The sequence below is a fragment of the Algoriphagus faecimaris genome (assembly GCF_900101705.1).
GTDB classification, from domain to species: Bacteria; Bacteroidota; Bacteroidia; order Cytophagales; family Cyclobacteriaceae; genus Algoriphagus; species Algoriphagus faecimaris.
The window spans coordinates 21,634-38,635 of sequence record NZ_FNAC01000040.1; the positions used below are offsets into that span (position 1 = coordinate 21,634).

Annotated in this window: 15 protein-coding genes; 6 read left to right on the top strand and 9 right to left on the bottom strand. The window is 43.7% G+C overall.

Going from position 1 to position 17,002, the window contains the following annotated elements; genetic code table 11:
* The first annotated feature begins 2 nt into the window (after positions 1-2).
* The 3 genes from BLQ57_RS16960 (at position 3) to BLQ57_RS16970 (ending at position 2,365) form a co-directional block, all read left to right on the top strand.
* The gene (locus BLQ57_RS16960) at positions 3-743 is read left to right on the top strand and encodes a LytR/AlgR family response regulator transcription factor (RefSeq protein ID WP_087940748.1); all 741 of its coding nucleotides are present in this window, start codon (positions 3-5) and stop codon (positions 741-743) included.
* 472 nt (positions 744-1,215) lie between these two features.
* Positions 1,216-1,848 carry a hypothetical protein gene (locus BLQ57_RS16965; protein ID WP_087940749.1) on the top strand — a complete coding sequence of 211 codons (633 nt, stop codon included), beginning with the start codon at positions 1,216-1,218 and terminating at the stop codon, positions 1,846-1,848.
* On the top strand, positions 1,838-2,365 hold the full coding sequence (locus tag BLQ57_RS16970; RefSeq protein WP_087940750.1) for a GNAT family N-acetyltransferase: 528 nt from the start codon (positions 1,838-1,840) through the stop codon (positions 2,363-2,365). Before BLQ57_RS16965 ends, BLQ57_RS16970 begins: the two co-directional genes overlap by 11 nt.
* Here the strand turns inward: BLQ57_RS16970 and BLQ57_RS16975 are convergent.
* Entirely contained in the window at positions 2,362-3,036 is a 675-nt protein-coding gene (locus BLQ57_RS16975; protein WP_087940751.1) for a YiaD family glycine zipper/OmpA-like lipoprotein, read from the bottom strand. The two genes, BLQ57_RS16970 and BLQ57_RS16975, sit on opposite strands and share 4 nt — an antisense overlap.
* A gap of 367 nt (positions 3,037-3,403) precedes the next feature.
* On the opposite strand from BLQ57_RS16975, the gene BLQ57_RS16980 reads away from it, so the two are divergent.
* The 3 genes from BLQ57_RS16980 to BLQ57_RS16990 are packed head-to-tail and all read left to right on the top strand — an operon-like array spanning position 3,404 to position 6,125.
* Positions 3,404-4,648, top strand: a complete 1,245-nt coding sequence (locus tag BLQ57_RS16980) for an alkaline phosphatase family protein (RefSeq protein ID WP_087940752.1) — start codon at positions 3,404-3,406, stop codon at positions 4,646-4,648.
* 2 nt (positions 4,649-4,650) lie between these two features.
* The gene (locus tag BLQ57_RS16985) at positions 4,651-5,049 is read left to right on the top strand and encodes a group III truncated hemoglobin (RefSeq protein ID WP_087940753.1); all 399 of its coding nucleotides are present in this window, start codon (positions 4,651-4,653) and stop codon (positions 5,047-5,049) included.
* Between the two features lie 56 nt (positions 5,050-5,105).
* Positions 5,106-6,125 (top strand): hypothetical protein, encoded by a 1,020-nt coding sequence (locus BLQ57_RS16990; RefSeq protein WP_087940754.1) that lies wholly within the window; start codon positions 5,106-5,108, stop codon positions 6,123-6,125.
* Between the two features lie 23 nt (positions 6,126-6,148).
* Here the strand turns inward: BLQ57_RS16990 and BLQ57_RS16995 are convergent, their stop codons facing one another.
* From BLQ57_RS16995 to BLQ57_RS17030, 8 genes are all read right to left on the bottom strand, one after another.
* Entirely contained in the window at positions 6,149-6,604 is a 456-nt protein-coding gene (locus BLQ57_RS16995) for an RES family NAD+ phosphorylase (protein WP_087940755.1), read from the bottom strand.
* 5 nt (positions 6,605-6,609) lie between these two features.
* Positions 6,610-7,071, bottom strand: a complete 462-nt coding sequence (locus BLQ57_RS17000; RefSeq protein ID WP_087940756.1) for an antitoxin Xre/MbcA/ParS toxin-binding domain-containing protein — start codon at positions 7,069-7,071, stop codon at positions 6,610-6,612.
* Between the two features lie 347 nt (positions 7,072-7,418).
* A complete protein-coding gene (locus BLQ57_RS17005) occupies positions 7,419-10,388 on the bottom strand; it encodes a DNA polymerase III subunit alpha (protein ID WP_087940757.1) in 2,970 nt (989 codons plus the stop codon).
* Positions 10,389-10,728: 340 nt separating this feature from the next.
* Positions 10,729-11,289 (bottom strand): pentapeptide repeat-containing protein, encoded by a 561-nt coding sequence (locus tag BLQ57_RS17010; protein WP_087940758.1) that lies wholly within the window; start codon positions 11,287-11,289, stop codon positions 10,729-10,731.
* A 49-nt stretch (positions 11,290-11,338) separates the two neighbouring features.
* On the bottom strand, positions 11,339-12,160 hold the full coding sequence (locus tag BLQ57_RS17015) for a creatininase family protein (protein ID WP_087940759.1): 822 nt from the start codon (positions 12,158-12,160) through the stop codon (positions 11,339-11,341).
* Between the two features lie 167 nt (positions 12,161-12,327).
* The gene (locus BLQ57_RS17020) at positions 12,328-14,190 is read right to left on the bottom strand and encodes a tetratricopeptide repeat-containing sensor histidine kinase (protein WP_087940760.1); all 1,863 of its coding nucleotides are present in this window, start codon (positions 14,188-14,190) and stop codon (positions 12,328-12,330) included.
* An 80-nt stretch (positions 14,191-14,270) separates the two neighbouring features.
* Positions 14,271-14,756: a VOC family protein gene (locus BLQ57_RS17025; protein WP_087940770.1), complete on the bottom strand. Its 486-nt coding sequence runs from the start codon at positions 14,754-14,756 to the stop codon at positions 14,271-14,273.
* Positions 14,757-14,780: 24 nt separating this feature from the next.
* Positions 14,781-16,943 carry an alpha-glucuronidase family glycosyl hydrolase gene (locus tag BLQ57_RS17030; protein WP_087940761.1) on the bottom strand — a complete coding sequence of 721 codons (2,163 nt, stop codon included), beginning with the start codon at positions 16,941-16,943 and terminating at the stop codon, positions 14,781-14,783.
* Positions 16,944-17,002 lie beyond the last annotated feature (59 nt).

The window sequence follows — 17,002 nt, forward strand, 5'->3', positions numbered from 1 at the left end:
CAATGAAAGCCATACTCATAGACGATCAAGACCATGTGCGGGAAAATCTCCGTATGCTTATCGAGACTTTTGTGCCTGAGGTAAACGTAGTGGCGGAGGCAGAGGGAGTTCGCTCGGGCTTGGAGTGCATTCGTGAGCATCAGCCCGATTTGGTCTTTTTGGATATAGAAATGAAAGATGGGACTGGCTTTGATTTACTTTCGCTGATGGGTGATCAGAGCTTTAAACTGATTTTTGTCACTGGACATGATGGCTTTGCTATAAGAGCTTTCAAAGTCAGCGCCATAGACTATATTCTCAAGCCGGTGGATGCAGAGGACCTCGTCAGGGCAGTAGAAAAAGCCAAAGTATATCCTGCACTTCAAGAAATTCAGGTACAGCATGCGCTCAACAATTCCAAATCAACTAGCCCAGAAACGCTTCAAATCGTCCTCTCTGATTCAGAAAATATTTTTCTGATCGACCTGAAAAATATACTTCGCTGTCAGGCAGAGGGTAATTACACCAAGTTTTTTTTGGAAGATGGACGGGTGATCCTAGTGTCCAAAACCCTCAAGGAGTACAATGATCTTTTGGAACAAAATAAGTTTTTCAGAACCCACCAATCCCACCTGATCAATCTCCGTTTTTTTGATCACTATGATCGACGTGAGGGAGGGATGATTTATTTGAAAGATGGGAGTCAGGTACCGCTTGCAACACGTAGGAAGGACCTGCTGATCTCTGTTTTGAAATCAATCTAAACCCTATAGTTTTATTAAGGTTCACAAGCACTTCTGAAAATCTTCTAAATCTTTAATTTTGAGATAAGCGGTTTAAAACAGTTTTTTGTGACCTTAAAAATCGGATACTCGGAGTAAGTCCTCGCTTACTCACAGGTGAGTAGCGCTTACTCATTTGGTAAAATCCATAAAAAAATAGCACTTACCTTAGATTCATAAACAAGGAGGTAACCTCCAGGTTTGCGGTGAAATGGTTATTTGATTTACTAATCAAGATAGTATGATGAATATAAGATGGGCACTTAAAGTAATGGTTCTGATAGGTGTACATATTTTAGTAATTACAGTTTTAAACCAGCTTTTTGAGAGTTTATTTTTTTAAAAAACAAGCGGTGCTGAAAAGGGGTGAAAATTAGCATCATTTTTTAACCTATCTTTTTTTGCATTTTTTTGACTTTCATTTTTTAGCCAGTCATTTTTCCTATTTTTGAGCATGATGATTCGAGTTTTGTATTCCTTTCTGGTGTTCAAATTTTCCTTTCTTCTTTTCTCTTCCTTGGTCTATTCTCAAGAAATTTATCGAGATGATCAGGGGAGAGAAATAGGGAAAGCCTACTTTGAAAAACAAATCCTCGAAGGGCCCTACTTCGGAATACCTGGACAATCTGCAAATGAAAAGGTATTGGTTCATCGTATGCCATCCGGCAAGCTGGAAGACACTCGAGTTTTCTTTGAGAAAACAGGAAGTTTGGAAGCCTATGAGGAAGGTAAATCTCTACTCATTGTCTTTTATCCTGGCCCTGACGAGTGCAATACCACTGCCCAGCGCAACCCACAGGAATATTATTCTAAAAATCACAAAGCGCTGCTTCGGTGGACAGGGAAATTAAATGCCGCTGACCCCGTATATATTTATGCTTCTCCTGTGGGACTTCAAGTTTCCAGTTCCGAACTGACTTGGAATTCTGATCCTGAATCCATTTTTCAGCAGCAGTTTTTTCGTTTTCCTTACCCATGTCAGAGTTTTATGGTTCTACACCCCGATGGTAGATATCGAGGGATCCTAGGCGAGTTTCCCTTAGATCAGATTCAAGTGGCATTAAAGAAGATAAAGCGTGGAAAATAAAGACACTCTTCGGATCGAAAAGGCAAGCCGAGAAGATTTGACTATCCTTTTGCAAGTGGCAAGAAAGGCATTTGTCCAGGCTTTTACAGCAGGAAACAAAGCAGAGAATGTGCAAGCTTACCTGGAGGAAGCCTTTACCTTGAGTCAGTTTGAAAAGGAGATAGCAGTCACCTCTTCTTCTTTCTTTCTGGCAAAGGTGGATGAAAAAGCCGTGGGTTATATCAAGCTTAATGAAACTCCCTCTCAGACGGATATCCATGATCCCGACAGTTTGGAAATTGCCCGACTTTACCTCTTGGAAGAGTACCTCGGAAAAGGCTATGGAAAACAACTTTTGCATTTTGCTTTTGATCTAGCTCGGAAAAAAGAAAAAACGTATCTCTGGCTGGGTGTGTGGGAGCACAATACCAAGGCGATACGTTTTTATGAGAAAAATGGCCTGAGAATATTCGGCAGTCATCCTTTTCCTTTTGGAGATGAGTTGCAGACTGATTATCTCATGCGGATTGATTTTTAAGTTCCGATTTGACCTCGCTTAGCCATTCTTTGCATCTTTTTATTCGCATAGATAGCTACTTCCACCCGTCGGTTTTGCTCTCTTTGGATTTCGGTTTCATTGGAGTTTAGAGGGAGCAACTCACCCATTCCCTTGCTATTCATTCGCTTGGTGATTACGCCCTGATCACTGAGATAGTCCTGTACAGCATAAGCTCGCTCCGAGGAAAGAGTCAGATTGTAGGATTCCTCTCCCGTCGAATCGGTATGACCCTCGATCATGACATCGGTATCTTCATATTTATTTAGCGTAGTCGCCAAATTCTGAAGATTGGTCTTGGATGAAGTATTTAGGGAGGCTTGATCAAATCCAAAGAGCAATCCCGAGTCAAAAGTGATTTTTATCCCCTCAGCCACTCGTTCTACTTTTGCTCCTTCGAGATCTCGTATCAACTCTTCAGCTTGCTTGTCCATCTGATCTCCTATGATGGCACCCGCCGAACCTCCGATGGCCGAGCCAATAATTATCCCTGTGGCGGTATTGTTCTTGCCTCCTATCAATCCTCCTATAACACCACCGGCTGAGCCACCGATAGCACCTCCTTTGACGGCATTACTGGATTTGCAAGATGGGCTAAGTGCTAAAATTCCAATAATACCGAGACCCAATAAAATTTTGTTTGAGCATTTCATGACATATTTGTTAAAGTGTGTACTGTCATCTGGAAGACTAAGTGCTGGATGGATAAAAAACAAAACCCAGAAAGAGAGGACAGATAAAAATTATAGAGGTAAGGTACGGATAATAAGCTTCTTATTCGCTATTTATTTTTTGTAAAAACACCTTGCTTAACGAGGAAAAGCTGGGGTAAGGATTAAAGTCCTAACTGCATACCAAAGTGGGTGTTATGGGTTTGATTGGGATCTAATTCTACAGATAAATGACCGGTACTTTTAGGAAAAAGACTGAGGCTTCCATCAAGGGGGACTAGCAGTTTCAGATTTATTGGATAAGAATAGGCAGGAGTTAAAAATGTAAGGTATTTTTGAAAGAAAAACCATGAAGAGGATTTTCCACTTGCTCATCGCTTTTCTATTTAGCTTTACTTTAGGATTTTCACAGGAGAAGACGGATAATATTGTCATTCTTATTTCACTTGATGGGTTTCGATACGATTATGTTGAGCGTTTTCAGCCTGAAAACCTGTCCCGCTTTGTCCAATCCGGTACTGCTGCCAAAGGCTTGATTCCTTCCTTTCCCAGTAAGACCTTTCCGAATCATTATACGATCGCTACAGGAATGAAACCGGAGCATCATGGTGTGGTAGACAATACCTTTTATAATCCTGAAAAAGATCAAATTTACTCCATTGGTAACCGCGAGGTCGTCACAGATGGAAGCTGGTACGGAGGTACTCCTCTATGGGTATTGGCTGAGCAAAACGGAATGAAAGCGGCAAGCTACTTTTTTGTGGGATCGGAAGCAGCGATCCAAGGGGTGAGGCCGAGCTACTACTACGATTACGATGGCAAAGTCCCAAATCTTACTAGAGTTGCCAAAGTATTTGAATGGTTGCAGTTACCCGCTGATGAACGCCCTCAGATGATTACCTTGTATTTTTCGGATATGGACGACGTGGGGCACGGCTATGGACCGAGCAATGATGAGCAATTAAAGCGTAGGTTGGATCGCTTAGATCGTGAGTTGGGAGCTTTGTTTGAGGGATTGAAGAGCTTTGATCTGCCTATTCATGTGATTTTGGTTTCTGACCATGGGATGGTAGATGTCCCTAGAGCCCAATTGATCAATTTGGAGCCTTTGGTAGAAGGCTTGGATGCCCGCGTAGTCAACTCAGGAGCTTTGGTTCATCTGCATCTTGAAGATCAAAATGACAAAGCGGCCTATAAGCAGCTGATCGAATCTCGGGGAAAGCATATTCATGTGATTGATATCGAAGACCGGGAATACTATGAGGACCTTAGCCTGCATAGAAACTTGATGGGGGATTTGTTGATCATTCCTGATTTGGGCTATTATTTGACGGATAATAGGGGCTTGTTTCGCTACCAAAATCGGGCCGCCAGCATGAAAACGGAGGTTTTTGGGGAGCATGGATTTAGTCCAGACTATCAGGAAATGCAGGGTATTTTCTATGCCTCAGGCCCGAATATAGAAACTCAGAAGGTAATTGAGCCTTTTTCTAATGTTCATATTTATCCGCTGATCTGTGAGCTATTGGGATTACCAATACCGGAAAATATTGATGGTAAATTGGAAGTACTAAAGCCAATTTTGAAAGATTGAATATGGATAAGATAGACATTAGAAGTAGAAAGGAGGTTGATTTTTTGGTGAGGAGATTTTACGATCAGATTCGTCAGCATGAGACCTTAGGGCCTATTTTCAATGGAGTAGTGGATGATTGGGAACATCATTTGGTGCATTTGAGTGATTTTTGGGAAATCATCCTATTACAGACCGGGCCCGGTAGAGGTAAGTTTAATCCGGCACAGGTTCACGTAGCTGTCGATCGGAAAGTAGATCATCAAATAGAACAAGCACATTTTGGAAATTGGCTAGACCTGTGGTTTCAAACTATCGATCGATACTTCGAGGGGGAAAACGCCAACTATGCTAAAGAGCATGCCCGCAGAATGGCCCATATGCTTTTTATGAGAATTTGGGAAGCGAGAAAAATATCCTGAAGTTCTTGATAGTCAGCATTTTTTTGTAGATTCAATGCACTTTTAATTAGGTCCTTATGAAAAAGTTTGTACTCCCATTTTCCGTTCTGTTGATGGTGTTGAGTTTCTCTGGATTGGCCCAGGGTTTATTTGACAGCCAGGAAGCCTTGCCCCTGCGCTTGAGTTTTTCGATCAAGGAAATGAAAAAGATGTCCAATGACTCTACGTATGTTGATGAGGTGCTTTGGTATCAGGCGGAGTCGGGTGAATGGGATTCGCTTCAGGTCGAGCTCAGGACTAGAGGCAATTTTCGTCTGAGCAATTGCTACTACCCGCCGCTTCGCCTCAAAATCAAGAAGAAGAAAAGATCCGGGACGCTATTTGAAGAGAATAAGCATCTGAAAGTCGTACTTCCCTGTGCAAAAGTGAAGAATGCAGACAGCTTTATCGCTAAGGAATTTCTTTGCTATAAGCTGTACGAGGAAGTGACCCCTTATACGTTTCAGACTAGACTGATTCGGGTCGAGCTTGAGAATTTAGATGATAAAAAGGGAGGCACTACCGAGCTATTGGGTTTTTTGATCGAGGATGATGATGATGTGGCTAAGCGCTTCGGAGGGGAGATTGTGAAGAGGGTTAAGGTCCACCCCACCTTTATGCTGGACACGGCTTCAGTGAGACATGACTTCTTTCAGTTTTTGATCGGGAATACAGATTTTTCCAGCATGTTTCGTCATAATGAAAAGATCATGAAAGTGGGAGAAAATGCCGTCGTCCCTCTAGCCTATGATTTCGATATGACAGGATTGGTTAATCCGCCCTATGCCCAAGTCAGCAATTTGGTGGATATAGACTATGTCACAGATCGTCTTTATCGGGGCTACTGTCGCGAACCGGAGTTGATGGAGTATGTCAGACAGGAATTTTTACAAAAAGAGGAAAACATCTGGAAAGTGGTAGCGTCCGCTTCCACCTACATGGAAGAGTCAGAGATGAGATCCTGCAATCGGTTTTTGGAAGAGTTTTTCAAAATCATGAAGGATGATTTTCAGTTTCAACGGATGGTTTTGAAAGCCTGTCTGACTGGAAATACCTGAGTTTTTTAGATTGAGAGTGGATTTTATCTCTGGATTCGCTTGTCAAGATCGAGTGGATAAGTGCTGTGTTGAATTTTTTTAAAATCGGGTGAAAGCGGATTGATGACAAAATTAGTCGATGTTGGGTCTAGCACTGAGGGAACAGCGAAACAAAGTACTCCATTTTTTATCAGCTTACTCCCATACTCCATTGACGCCATAGCTGCTGGTATTTCATTCCAGTTGTTGGGTAATTCTTTTAGGGATGGAAAAAAAATTAGCTCTTCGGAAATAGAGAATTCCATGACAGAATAATCAAGATACCGTTCGGAAGAGAGTAATTCTGGATCTATAGTTAGGCGTTCCAATAAACCTGCCGATAGGCTAGCCGCCGCATAGATTGCAGGCAGTCCAGGTTGGTTCCAGCGGCCTCCATACTGCTTGGCTCCCTCGCCGCTTGTGTCAGAATATTTGGTAAGTGCGATTCGATAAGCTTTCATAAGAGTCAAACTGCTATGCCGTGCTGAAGCCTCAGAATCTCGGTCTTGAGTAATTCAATCCCCTCTGATGAATCAATAAGGTTTATGGGAATGTGGTGATCGAGAGTAAAAAGCGGTCGCTCCATCCATTTTCTAAATCCCTCCTCTCCAAAATAATTGATCCCAACAGCATAGAAATCGGCCAACTGATAAAGTCTTTCGGATTGGGCGGTGTCAAAAAATTGCTTGCGCTGCAAAGTTTTGGCGGAAACTCCCAATACTTTGGCTAAACTAAGGTAATCGAGACCTGAAGTTGTTTTGAAGCTTTCAAATGAGCTTTTTGTAAGGCCACTTCTATAAAACTCGATTCGGTTAAGCGGGTTGTTTAATCCTGAAGTATCTAAATTGAGAATTTTTTCGGGTGTCAATTTTGACTTTTGATATATTACTATTTCAGGTTCGCTGACTTTTGAGGACTTCTTTTTCATTGCCTAATCGGTAATTTGTCCTTTAATATAACGTAATTTGTCCAAAAATGATTGTTTTTTCATCTTTTATCCTTAATTCTCACCGAGATTTCTACCTGAAAATTGATCGACATAAGAAGAAACTTCGTGAGAAAAGAGCCTGTATGCTTATCAGCACATTTTAGTAAAAAAATCTAGTTGCATTGGTAATGAAGCTGGAAGTGATAGAAATACTTTAAAGAGGTGAAGAAGAAGGCTGCATCTAATACCTTTAGAAAGCCCAAGAAAGTCTGCTGCCCTCCCTTATCCCGACAATTGTCTTGGATAGGCTCCTCATAAATAAAACCCACCCAAATTTTTCTTAATGCTCAGCCCTCTCCCGCATTCCAATAGGCCATTCGCTCCAGTTTTTCTACTTCCATAGAATAGAAGCCAAATTCTTCCACGACCTTACCCTCGATTCGGTAGATCGCTCGGCCTTTGAAGGGATACTTTTTGACCACAGGAGGGAAGTGTACCGTATCGATCCAGTCACCGTCCCGATCCAGCAAAGTTCCGAAGTTCATCACTTCTCCCTTTACCGTGCGGGTGTATTTGACCGTCACCAGATAGCCGACAATCATCACTCGTTTTCCCAAATGCTTTGTCATTTCTCGGGCTTTGATTCCTTGGACGCTTTGGTCTTTGACCAAGTGAAAGGGGGAGTCGAGCGGAAACTCCAGGATGTCAATCTGATCCAAAATATCCTGCCGAATATCCGTCTCGTCGAGTTCTGGGACTTCAGGTGGCTTTTTGCCAAAACTGATTTCCGTAGAAGTCGAGCGGAAAAGCTCATTTGTACTAGGAATGGCTTTTCGCTTGTTTTGGAGAAAATGGGCTTCCCAAAGGAGCTCCTGCTTGGTCTTACCCGTGAAGCGAAAGCAGGTCATTCGGATCAGAATCAGCAGCTGCTCAAGTCCGATTTCGACCCGAGCCACAAAATCGGCCAAACCTAGAAATGGACCATTCGCTCTTCGCTCTGCCAGCAATTTTTCTACGGTGGCCTTTTCCAGGTATTTCATGTGGATAAAACCCAGAAAAACGGTCTTTCCGGTGATCTGGGTCAGGTATTGACTTTCGTTCAGGTGTGGAGGCTGAATATCGGCCCCATTCATCCGGAGTTCGTGAACATAGAATTCGGTATGATAAAATCCCCCAAAATTATTGATCACCCCGACCATGAATTCTAGGGGGAAGTAGGCTTTCAGATACAAACTCTGATAGCTTTCTACGGCGAAGGAAGCCGAGTGTCCCTTGGCAAAGGAATACCCCGCAAAGCTTTCGATCTGATGCCATACTTCGGCTGCAATCTTATCCTCCCTGCCCAGCTTTTTGCAGTTTTCGAAAAACTGGTCTTTCACTCGCTGAAATTCATCTTTGGATCGGGATTTTCCACTCATTCCCCGGCGCAGCACATCCGCCTCGCCCAAGCTCAGCCCGGCAAAGTAGTGGGCGACCTTGATCACATCCTCCTGGTAGACCATGATGCCGTAGGTCTCGGGCATGATTTCAGCCATGACGGGATGGGCGATTTTTCTCCGATCCTGATCGATGTGTCGCAAAATATACTCCCGCATCATCCCTGAGCGGGCGACTCCAGGCCGTATAATGGAGCTAGCTGCCACGAGCTCAAGGTAGGTGTCTGCTTTCAGCTTGGCTAAAAGCATCCGCATCGCGGGTGACTCCACATAAAAAGCCCCGATGGTGTGCCCGGTGCGCAAGTGCTCTTTGATTTTGGGGTCTTTTTTGAATTTTTCGATCTCCCGAATATCTACTTTCACACCCTGATTTTGGTAGATGATCTCCAGTGCAGACTTGATGTGTCCAAGCCCCCGCTGACTCAGAATATCAAACTTGTGCAGACCAATGTCCTCGGCGGTGTGCATGTCGATATGAGCGAGGGGAAAGCCTTTCGGAGGCATGTCTGTGGCGGTATAGTAGTGGATAGGTTTGTGCGAAATCAAAACCCCACAAGCATGAATCGTCAGATGAGAAGGCATATCATGCAGCACCTGCGAATACTTGATGATCAGCTTGCCAAACTGATCAGGTTCGTAGCCCTGCTTGTCCGCATGATGGATCAGGGATTCGATATCGGTCTTGGGCAGGCCAAAGACTTTTCCCAGCTCCCGCAGCATGGACTTGTACTGAAAAGTATTGTAGGAGCCGAGTAGTGCGACATGTTCTTCTTTTCCGGAATTGTATTTTCGGAAAATGTAATCGGTCACCTCGTCCCGATCTGTCCAACTGAAGTCAATGTCAAAATCGGGGGGATTTTCCCTGTAAAGGTTGATAAATCGCTCAAAATACAGATCCAACTCGATCGGGTCCACATCTGTGATGCCCAGACAATAGGCCACGATACTATTGGCACCGGAGCCTCGGCCCACATGGTAGAAGTTGCGGTGCTGCGCAAAGGTGATGATGTCGTAATTGATCAGAAAATAGGAGACAAAGCCCTTTTGCTGAATCAGCTCGAGCTCCTTTTCGATCCGCTGACTGATTTTTGGGCTCAGATCGGGGTATCGGCGAATGGCTCCCTTGAAGGTTTCCTGACGGAGAAAGTCAAAATCCTCCCAGTCCGAACCCAAGATATCACGCCGGTTTTTGACGGCTTGGAAATAGAAGGAAAACTGACATTGCTCGAGTAGCTTTTGGGCATTGACGAGCAGGTAGCTGTGATTTTCGCAGCGGGGAATTAAATCCGCATAGGAGTAGAGTTGATCGGTGACATCTGCCTGCTCGGTCATCGGGAGTTTACTCAGTAGGGTATTCAGGTCCATGCTGCGTAAAAGTCGATGCGCATTGAATTGGATTTTGGAACTGAAAGTAGCCGGCTGAAGGAGAACGAGTTTTTCCTTTCGCCGGTACCAAGGTGAGGTCAGTAGCTTATTGAGTTGGGCAGGATGTATGCCGACAAATTCATTTTCCCGCAGGGGAAAGGCCTTCTCTGAGAAGGGGTAGATGATGAAGCTGTTCTCAAATTTGGGAGCCTTTGATGTAAAGCTTCGCTTGTGGACTCGATGATCGGAGAGGTGCTTGTTGAGTTCGAAGAAACCTTCTTGGTTTCGGGCGAGTCCGATGTATTGCTGCTGTACGCCATTACGAAAGTCGATTCCAATGACGGGGTGAATACCGGATTTTTGCGCAGCTCGGATGAAGGGAAATACCCCTGCGGTAGAGTTAATGTCAGTGAGGGCAAGTGCGTCGAGTTTTTTGCCTTTCGCCTCAGCGATCAGCGCTTCCACAGACATCGTCCCGTATTTGAAGCTGAAGTGAGAATGGCAGTTGAGAAACATTTGAAGTGAGAAGTATAAGGTATCAAATACGAAAACCGGAAATACGATTTTCGAAGTATGCATTGCGAAATATGCTTCCTGCGGTCAGGAGATCGTCCGGTTCGGATTACAAATCCTACGAAGACCTCGGGATCGCAAATCCCCGAGTAGCGAAGATTCCTGAAGAGTAGACAGAAGCAGAGTAGCAAGACCTTCGAGGTTTTCAAAAACCTTAAAGGTCATTCGTGATAAAATGTCAATTATTTTAACATTTTATTGTTTATAAATTAAACAAAAGAATTGAGATCAAGTCAAGAGCTTGACTGATTTTTGAAGGGAACTGTCGGAAACTTGATGAGGGTCAGCCTATTTTAATTTCATATTTATCCAAAAGCCCAGGAAGACCATTTAGGTCAAAATAAGCCCCTCGGATTCGATTGGTTTCGGGATCGAGACGGAGATTTTGGGAATTGCGGAAATCAGCCTTTTCCAGATTCGTCTGATCAAATACGGCGCCCATCAAGTCGGACTCCTGAAAACTCACTCCGCTGAGATTGGCTTGGGAAAAATCCACTTCGAACAAGCGAGAGCTGATAAAAGTGGATTGCTTGAGTTGGAGATTGAAAAAGTTGCAGTAGTCCAACTGGCAATTTTTGAAGTAAAACTCAATCAAAAAGGGGTTGGCATTATTAAAGTGAACCCCCAGAATTTTACATTTTTTGAAGTTGACCTGCCGAAAGGAAACTTTCGAAACTTTGCTATTGCTCAGATCGCAGGAGTCAAAGCTGCAGTTTTCGAAGGTTGATCCCTGGAAGTTCAAATTGGAAAAATCACAGGAACGAAAAATACAGCCCTCATATTCTCCGGTTTCAAAATCAGAGGCAGTAAGATTTTTGAAGGTTTGGTCAGCAAAAAAAGTCATGGTTTCAATTTTCTCCTAAATCGTAATTCGTAAATCGAATATCATAAATCTACAGTCCCGCCAAATCCCATTTGGCAATCGTATCCTGAATCAATTTTAGCACTTTGGCATTGACTTTTTGGAAATACTCATCAGCCTGAGCCTGATCAAAGTTAGGATATCCTTGTCCTTCTTGATAGAGGCCGATAGCGGATGGGAAAGGAGCGGCAGACCAGGATTTGTCTTTGGGATAAGCTGTCGCTTGATTGTCTTGGTAGCGCTCTTTTTGGATCAGTGTAGGATCGATAGCCTGAATGTATGCCGTTTCATTGAGCCCGGCATGACCTCCGTCTTCCTTGAATACTTCCAAGGTCACATCGGAGGCATAGGACCACCAATTGATGACTAGGGTGCGTACGCCCATCTCGTTGGCCACTTCGGCGGCGATTTTTTGCAAAACGGCGGTTTGACCTCCTCCGTGTCCATTTAGAATGATGATATTTTTAAACTCGTTTTTGGCCAAGCCTTTTAAAATATCCCGGATAAAAAGCGAATAAGCTTCCTCACTGATTTCGAAAGCACCGGGGTAGTTGGCCAACAAGCCTGTCATCCCATAATTGAGGGTAGGAGCAATCAGGGCATTCAGCTCATCGGCAAGTGCTTTGGCCATAGCAGCTGGGGCCGTATTATCTGCCCCATTATTGATGACACCATGTGGTTCGAGTGTGCCCGTGGGAAGTAGCACTGTGGATATTTTATCGGGTACAAATTCGGCAAACTCCATCCAGTTGATCCGGTCCATCTCTCGGGTGGAGAGGTTTTGTGCCCATGAGGTAGATGCTATAAGCAGTAAAATACTGCAAAGTAATGGGGGAAGAGTGAATGATTTCATATTGACAATTTTGTGATGGGCAATGTACGGCTACTTTCTGCAAGTATCTAGGATGGAAATAATGACTTTTACATCTTGATTGAGGCTCTAGGGAATTTTAGGCATTAAATGATTTGAGATTAGCTAATACTCAAGCTGTTTTTGCTCAAAAGCAGTTGGAGTAGACCTTAGGGCTTTTTTTCTTTTTCGAAGCTGATACGAACTTCTGTGCCTTGATTGACTTGACTGTTGATGTGAAACTTCCCTTTGTTTTTCTCAACAAACTGTCTGACTAGAAGCAGCCCCAATCCGGTGCCTTTTTCTTTATTTGTTCCCTCGGAAGACTCCACCCTCACCATTTTAGTGTTGATTTCATTGAGTTTTTCGGGGGGAATTCCAATACCTTGGTCTAGTATGATCAGTTCGATATAATTTTCACTTTCCTCTACACTTACCTGAACGCTACTTTCTCTGTGGGAGAATTTGATCGCATTTTGAAGGCAATTTTGAACGATGATTTTGACTTGTTGCGGATCAGCCAAGATGCGACTCAATTCTTTTTCCTCTTTCCAGTCGATGTGAATCCCTTTTCCCAAGGCCTGAAACTCTAAATGCTTGATCTGACTTTCAATGATTTTCTGGAGTTCGATAGGCTCTCTTTTGGTGATGATCCCATCGAGTTGGGCATGTGCCCACTGCAAGAGTTCATTGATCATATCCTGAGTAGCATTGACCTGCTTGATAAGAATGCCTCTGGCTTTTATTTTTTCGTCTTCTTTGAATAAGCCCAATTCCTCCAGTTCCAAAAGTTGTTTGATAGAATTGATAGGAGCTTTGAGATCATGCGAAAGAATCGAAAACAGCTTGTTCTTCTCTTCGTTGATTGCCGTCAGTTTTTGATTTCTGGCTTCTATTTCTTTTTGTTTTTCGCTTAGGTTTTGATTGTATTTATTCTTTTGCCGCAGAAGTCGCTGAAAGAGAAAGATAGCTGCTATTGCTATTCCCAACCCGACCAATAGAACAATTAAAAGATTTCTGCTAAGTGCAATTTCCTTTTTGGAAGTTTCCTGTTCATTTTTGAGTACTTGGTTTTCAGCTTCCGTTAGTTGTAGTTGCAAGTAGCTGATTTCTGCATTCTTGTTTTGATTGTATAGGCTGTCGGAGTAGGTTTTGTTGAGTCTGCTGTAAACCAAGGCGTCTTCAAAAGACCCTAAGTCTTCATAGGCTTGATAGAGTACAGCGGTAGCCCGCTCTTTGTCCCACAAGGCCTTTACTTTTTCGGCATATCCTAGAGAGGTTGTGCCGTATTGGATGGCTTGCTGTGGATTCCCTTCGGCTAAAGCTACTTCAGCTAGCCCAGAATAGGCAAAGGTCAATTCCCAATTGTTGGCATCCTCGCTGTTTTGGATAATCTCAAAGTAGTTCTCTTTGGATTTAGCTAGCTCGCCTAGTTCATAATAAATTTTTGCTCGGCGATTGATGCTCATCAAGTATAGGGGATCGGACTCATTCCCTTTCAAATAGCCCAAGGCTTCTTCAAGAGACTGTAAGGCGGCTTCATTTTTCCCACTTTCGTCCTCAGAAATACTTTTGTTGAAGTGGTTTTTGGCCAAGGCTGTACTATCCTTCAATTCTTTATTGATGGCGATGCATTGGTTAAAGATTTCTATGGATTTTTCGTACTCATGCTGGCTGAGATAAATGAGAGCACGCCCATTGAGGGCATAGACAAGTTCGGGGAGATTTTGCTCATCTTCCAGGATTTCCAAAGCCGCGGAATAATACCTCATCGATGCGGCATAATCACCTTTGATGTAATTGAGCGCGCCCCATACATTTTGGAGAATTCCCTCCCTTAGCTTTTTGTCCTCTTGTTCGCTCTCCCATTTTTTTTCTGCTTGTACCAAAAAATACATGGCACTGTCAGAATCGGTGTAGAGCAATCGCTTGGCTTGAGATACTAGAGAATCAAATTTTACCCCTTGTGCCAATACAGTAGGACTATAAAGCACAAGAAACGAGATAAAAACTAGGTATAGTTGACGAGTCATAAAAAGTTAAAAAGGGTCAATTGTTGAATTTTAGGGCACTTTATTGATATGCTTTGTTTATTATTCTAAAAATAATACAATTAAAGTTCTCCTAGGAGACTTTCGATATCTAATCTTCTGGTGTACATCGTCAGTGCTCCACGCTCATCTTTTGGCCAAAGTTCTTTAGGTCTATCCCAATAGAGCTCGACTCCGTTTTCGTCCGGATCATCCAAATACAAGGCTTCCGAAACCCCATGATCAGCTGCTCCCGTGAGGGGATACTTGGCAGCTTGAAGGCGCCCAAAAATTATGGCCAGATCTTTACGTGTTGGGAATAAAATCGCCGTATGGAATAATCCCGGATAGCTTTTGGGTGCCGGAGAACTTCCCTTGCTTTGCCAAGTATTGAGTCCGATGTGATGATGGTATCCTCCGGCCGAAATAAAGGCAGCCTCCTTGCCATAGCGCATCATTAACTCAAAGCCTAGCAAGCCACAGTAGAATTCCAGGCTTCGCTCCAGATCGCTTACTTTGAGATGAATATGTCCAATCCGGGCTTCTGAGGGAATGCGGTACTTTTCCATAATGCTTTTTTGACTTAGGTTCAATTACCAGTTTGGGCGAATACCGGGCGCAAATGGGAAACGTTGTTGCTTGTAAAATTCTAAGTCTCCTTCCGGTTGCTCTATGGAATCGGGGAAAGGTCGCTTAGCGAAAGTCTGAAAATAGAGCAGGGAAGAATTTCTCCACCATTCGGCTTCTTCGATCTGAACGCCCAGCAATTGATCTACATGGGAAAAGCGCTCCGAATCGACGAGTTTTTCTAGTTCTCTCCAGTTGGAGCGCATTTCCCGAGCGGTCTTCACTCCTTTGTCGTAGTGTAGGCCAATTTCCTCCCAGAGGGTGTTCCCGGATTGCATTTGATAGTCCCATGGTAAATGATGAAACCAAAGCAAAAACTTTTCGGGAGTTTTTTTAGGATCTGACCAGGTCTTGCTAATTTCATTAGCATACTGATTCAATGCTCCACTTCCAGTTTCCGTCCGATCAAAACCAATTCCCAAGCTATCAGCACGATGGTAATAGAGCGAAGTCCAATCTGCTCTGCCTCCTTCTACCCAGGGTCCAGGTCCATAATGATGACTTCTTCCCATTAGATGATGCAGGCCTAGCGGAGTCATATAATTCACTGCGGCTTCATGGGAAGCCAGCATGATTTCCTTGATTTTGGCTTGGATTTCAGGTTTTTGACCGAAAGTCAATTTTATCCACTCCTCTGAGATCTCAGCAGCAGAGCGATCCGGATCCCAAGCCAGCTGCCCAAAGGCATACCAATTGGCCTGCCCAAACAAATGCCCTGTCCAATTTCTATCTGTGCCGATATTGGATACTCCAGCCATCAAGGTGAGGTTTTGCTCAGTATCAGAACCGTCGATGACGCGCGCCACCGTACTGCTTGGTTTTGGGCGGTAGGTTTTATCCATTAGAATCTCTTCCCACATCGTACCGAGATAGACCAATTGGGTGGCTTGGCCGAGGTATTCTTGAGTGATCTGAAATTCCATGCCTAAGTTGGTTTCTTTCACTGCCCCAAAGAGGGGATGAAAAGGCTCTCTTGGCTGAAAGTCTATTGCGCCATTTTTGACCTGCACGATGACATTGTCACGGAATTTTCCATCGAGGGGCTCAAACTCCAGGTTGGCCTGCTTGTGCCGATCTTCATCGATCTCATGAGAATAGACAAAAGCTCTCCAAATGACAATTCCTCCATGAGGAGCAAGTGCATCGGCAAGCATGTTTGCACCCTCTGCATGATCTCTGTTGTATTCATGTGGTCCCGGCTGCCCCTCTGAATTGGCCTTGACCAAAAATCCTCCAAAATCCGGGATGGCCTCATAGATCATATCGACGCGTTCTTTCCAGAAACTCCGGACCTGCTCATCGAGCGGATCTGCGGTCTCAAGATTGCCCATCTCGATAGGAGCAGAGAACCTAGCGGTCAGAAAAACTTTAATCCCGTAGGGGCGAAAGAGGTCTGCTAATACCTTTACTTTTTCCACAAAATCCTCTCTCAATATCCAAGCATTCGCATTGACATTGGTGAGGGAAACTGCATTGATTCCAAGGCTTGCATTTGCTCGGGCATAGTCGATGTAGCGTGGATCTACATAGCCGGGAAGGCGATGCCAGTCCCAAATAGAAAAACCAGCATAGCCTCTTTCTACTGTCCGATCTAAGTTGTCCCAATGGTTTAACATTCGGAGTTTAATCTTCGGATAATCAGTTTTTTCCGTATCCTTATCAAAAGTATTACTTTGAATGCTTTTCAGAAAATCAAAACTAGCATAAAGTGTTGACACCGGACTATTTCCGATCAAGGCATAGTAGCTTTTACCCTCGTGAATGATACTTCCTCTCCAGTAGCCTTCCTCTCCGAGCGCCTTGATTTTGGCTTGATGCTCAAGCCCGAGAAATTGCGAAAGCTCCTGTCTCGTTCCTATCCAAAGTTGGGTGGTTTGAAAGCGGTCTGCACTGTATTTTGGTGCTTGTTTTAGAAAGCCCTGACTGGCGAGTTCCAGTTCTTTTTTGATGGCCTCATGGCTCGGGTTTTTGCCAAAGAAAAAGATACCCGAGAATAATTCTGAGACGGTTTGGTGAAGTTCTGAGCGCTCAATAGGCTGGTAATCCAGCCACAGTTTGTAGCCGTCATTGGCTTGGAGATGTCCTGTAAAAAGAAAAAAGCAAAGGATAAAGGGAAATAGGTTTTTCATGGGTATAAGGTTTGAGGGCAGAATTTCTAAAAAATAAGCTTGAATACCTATGTTTTATA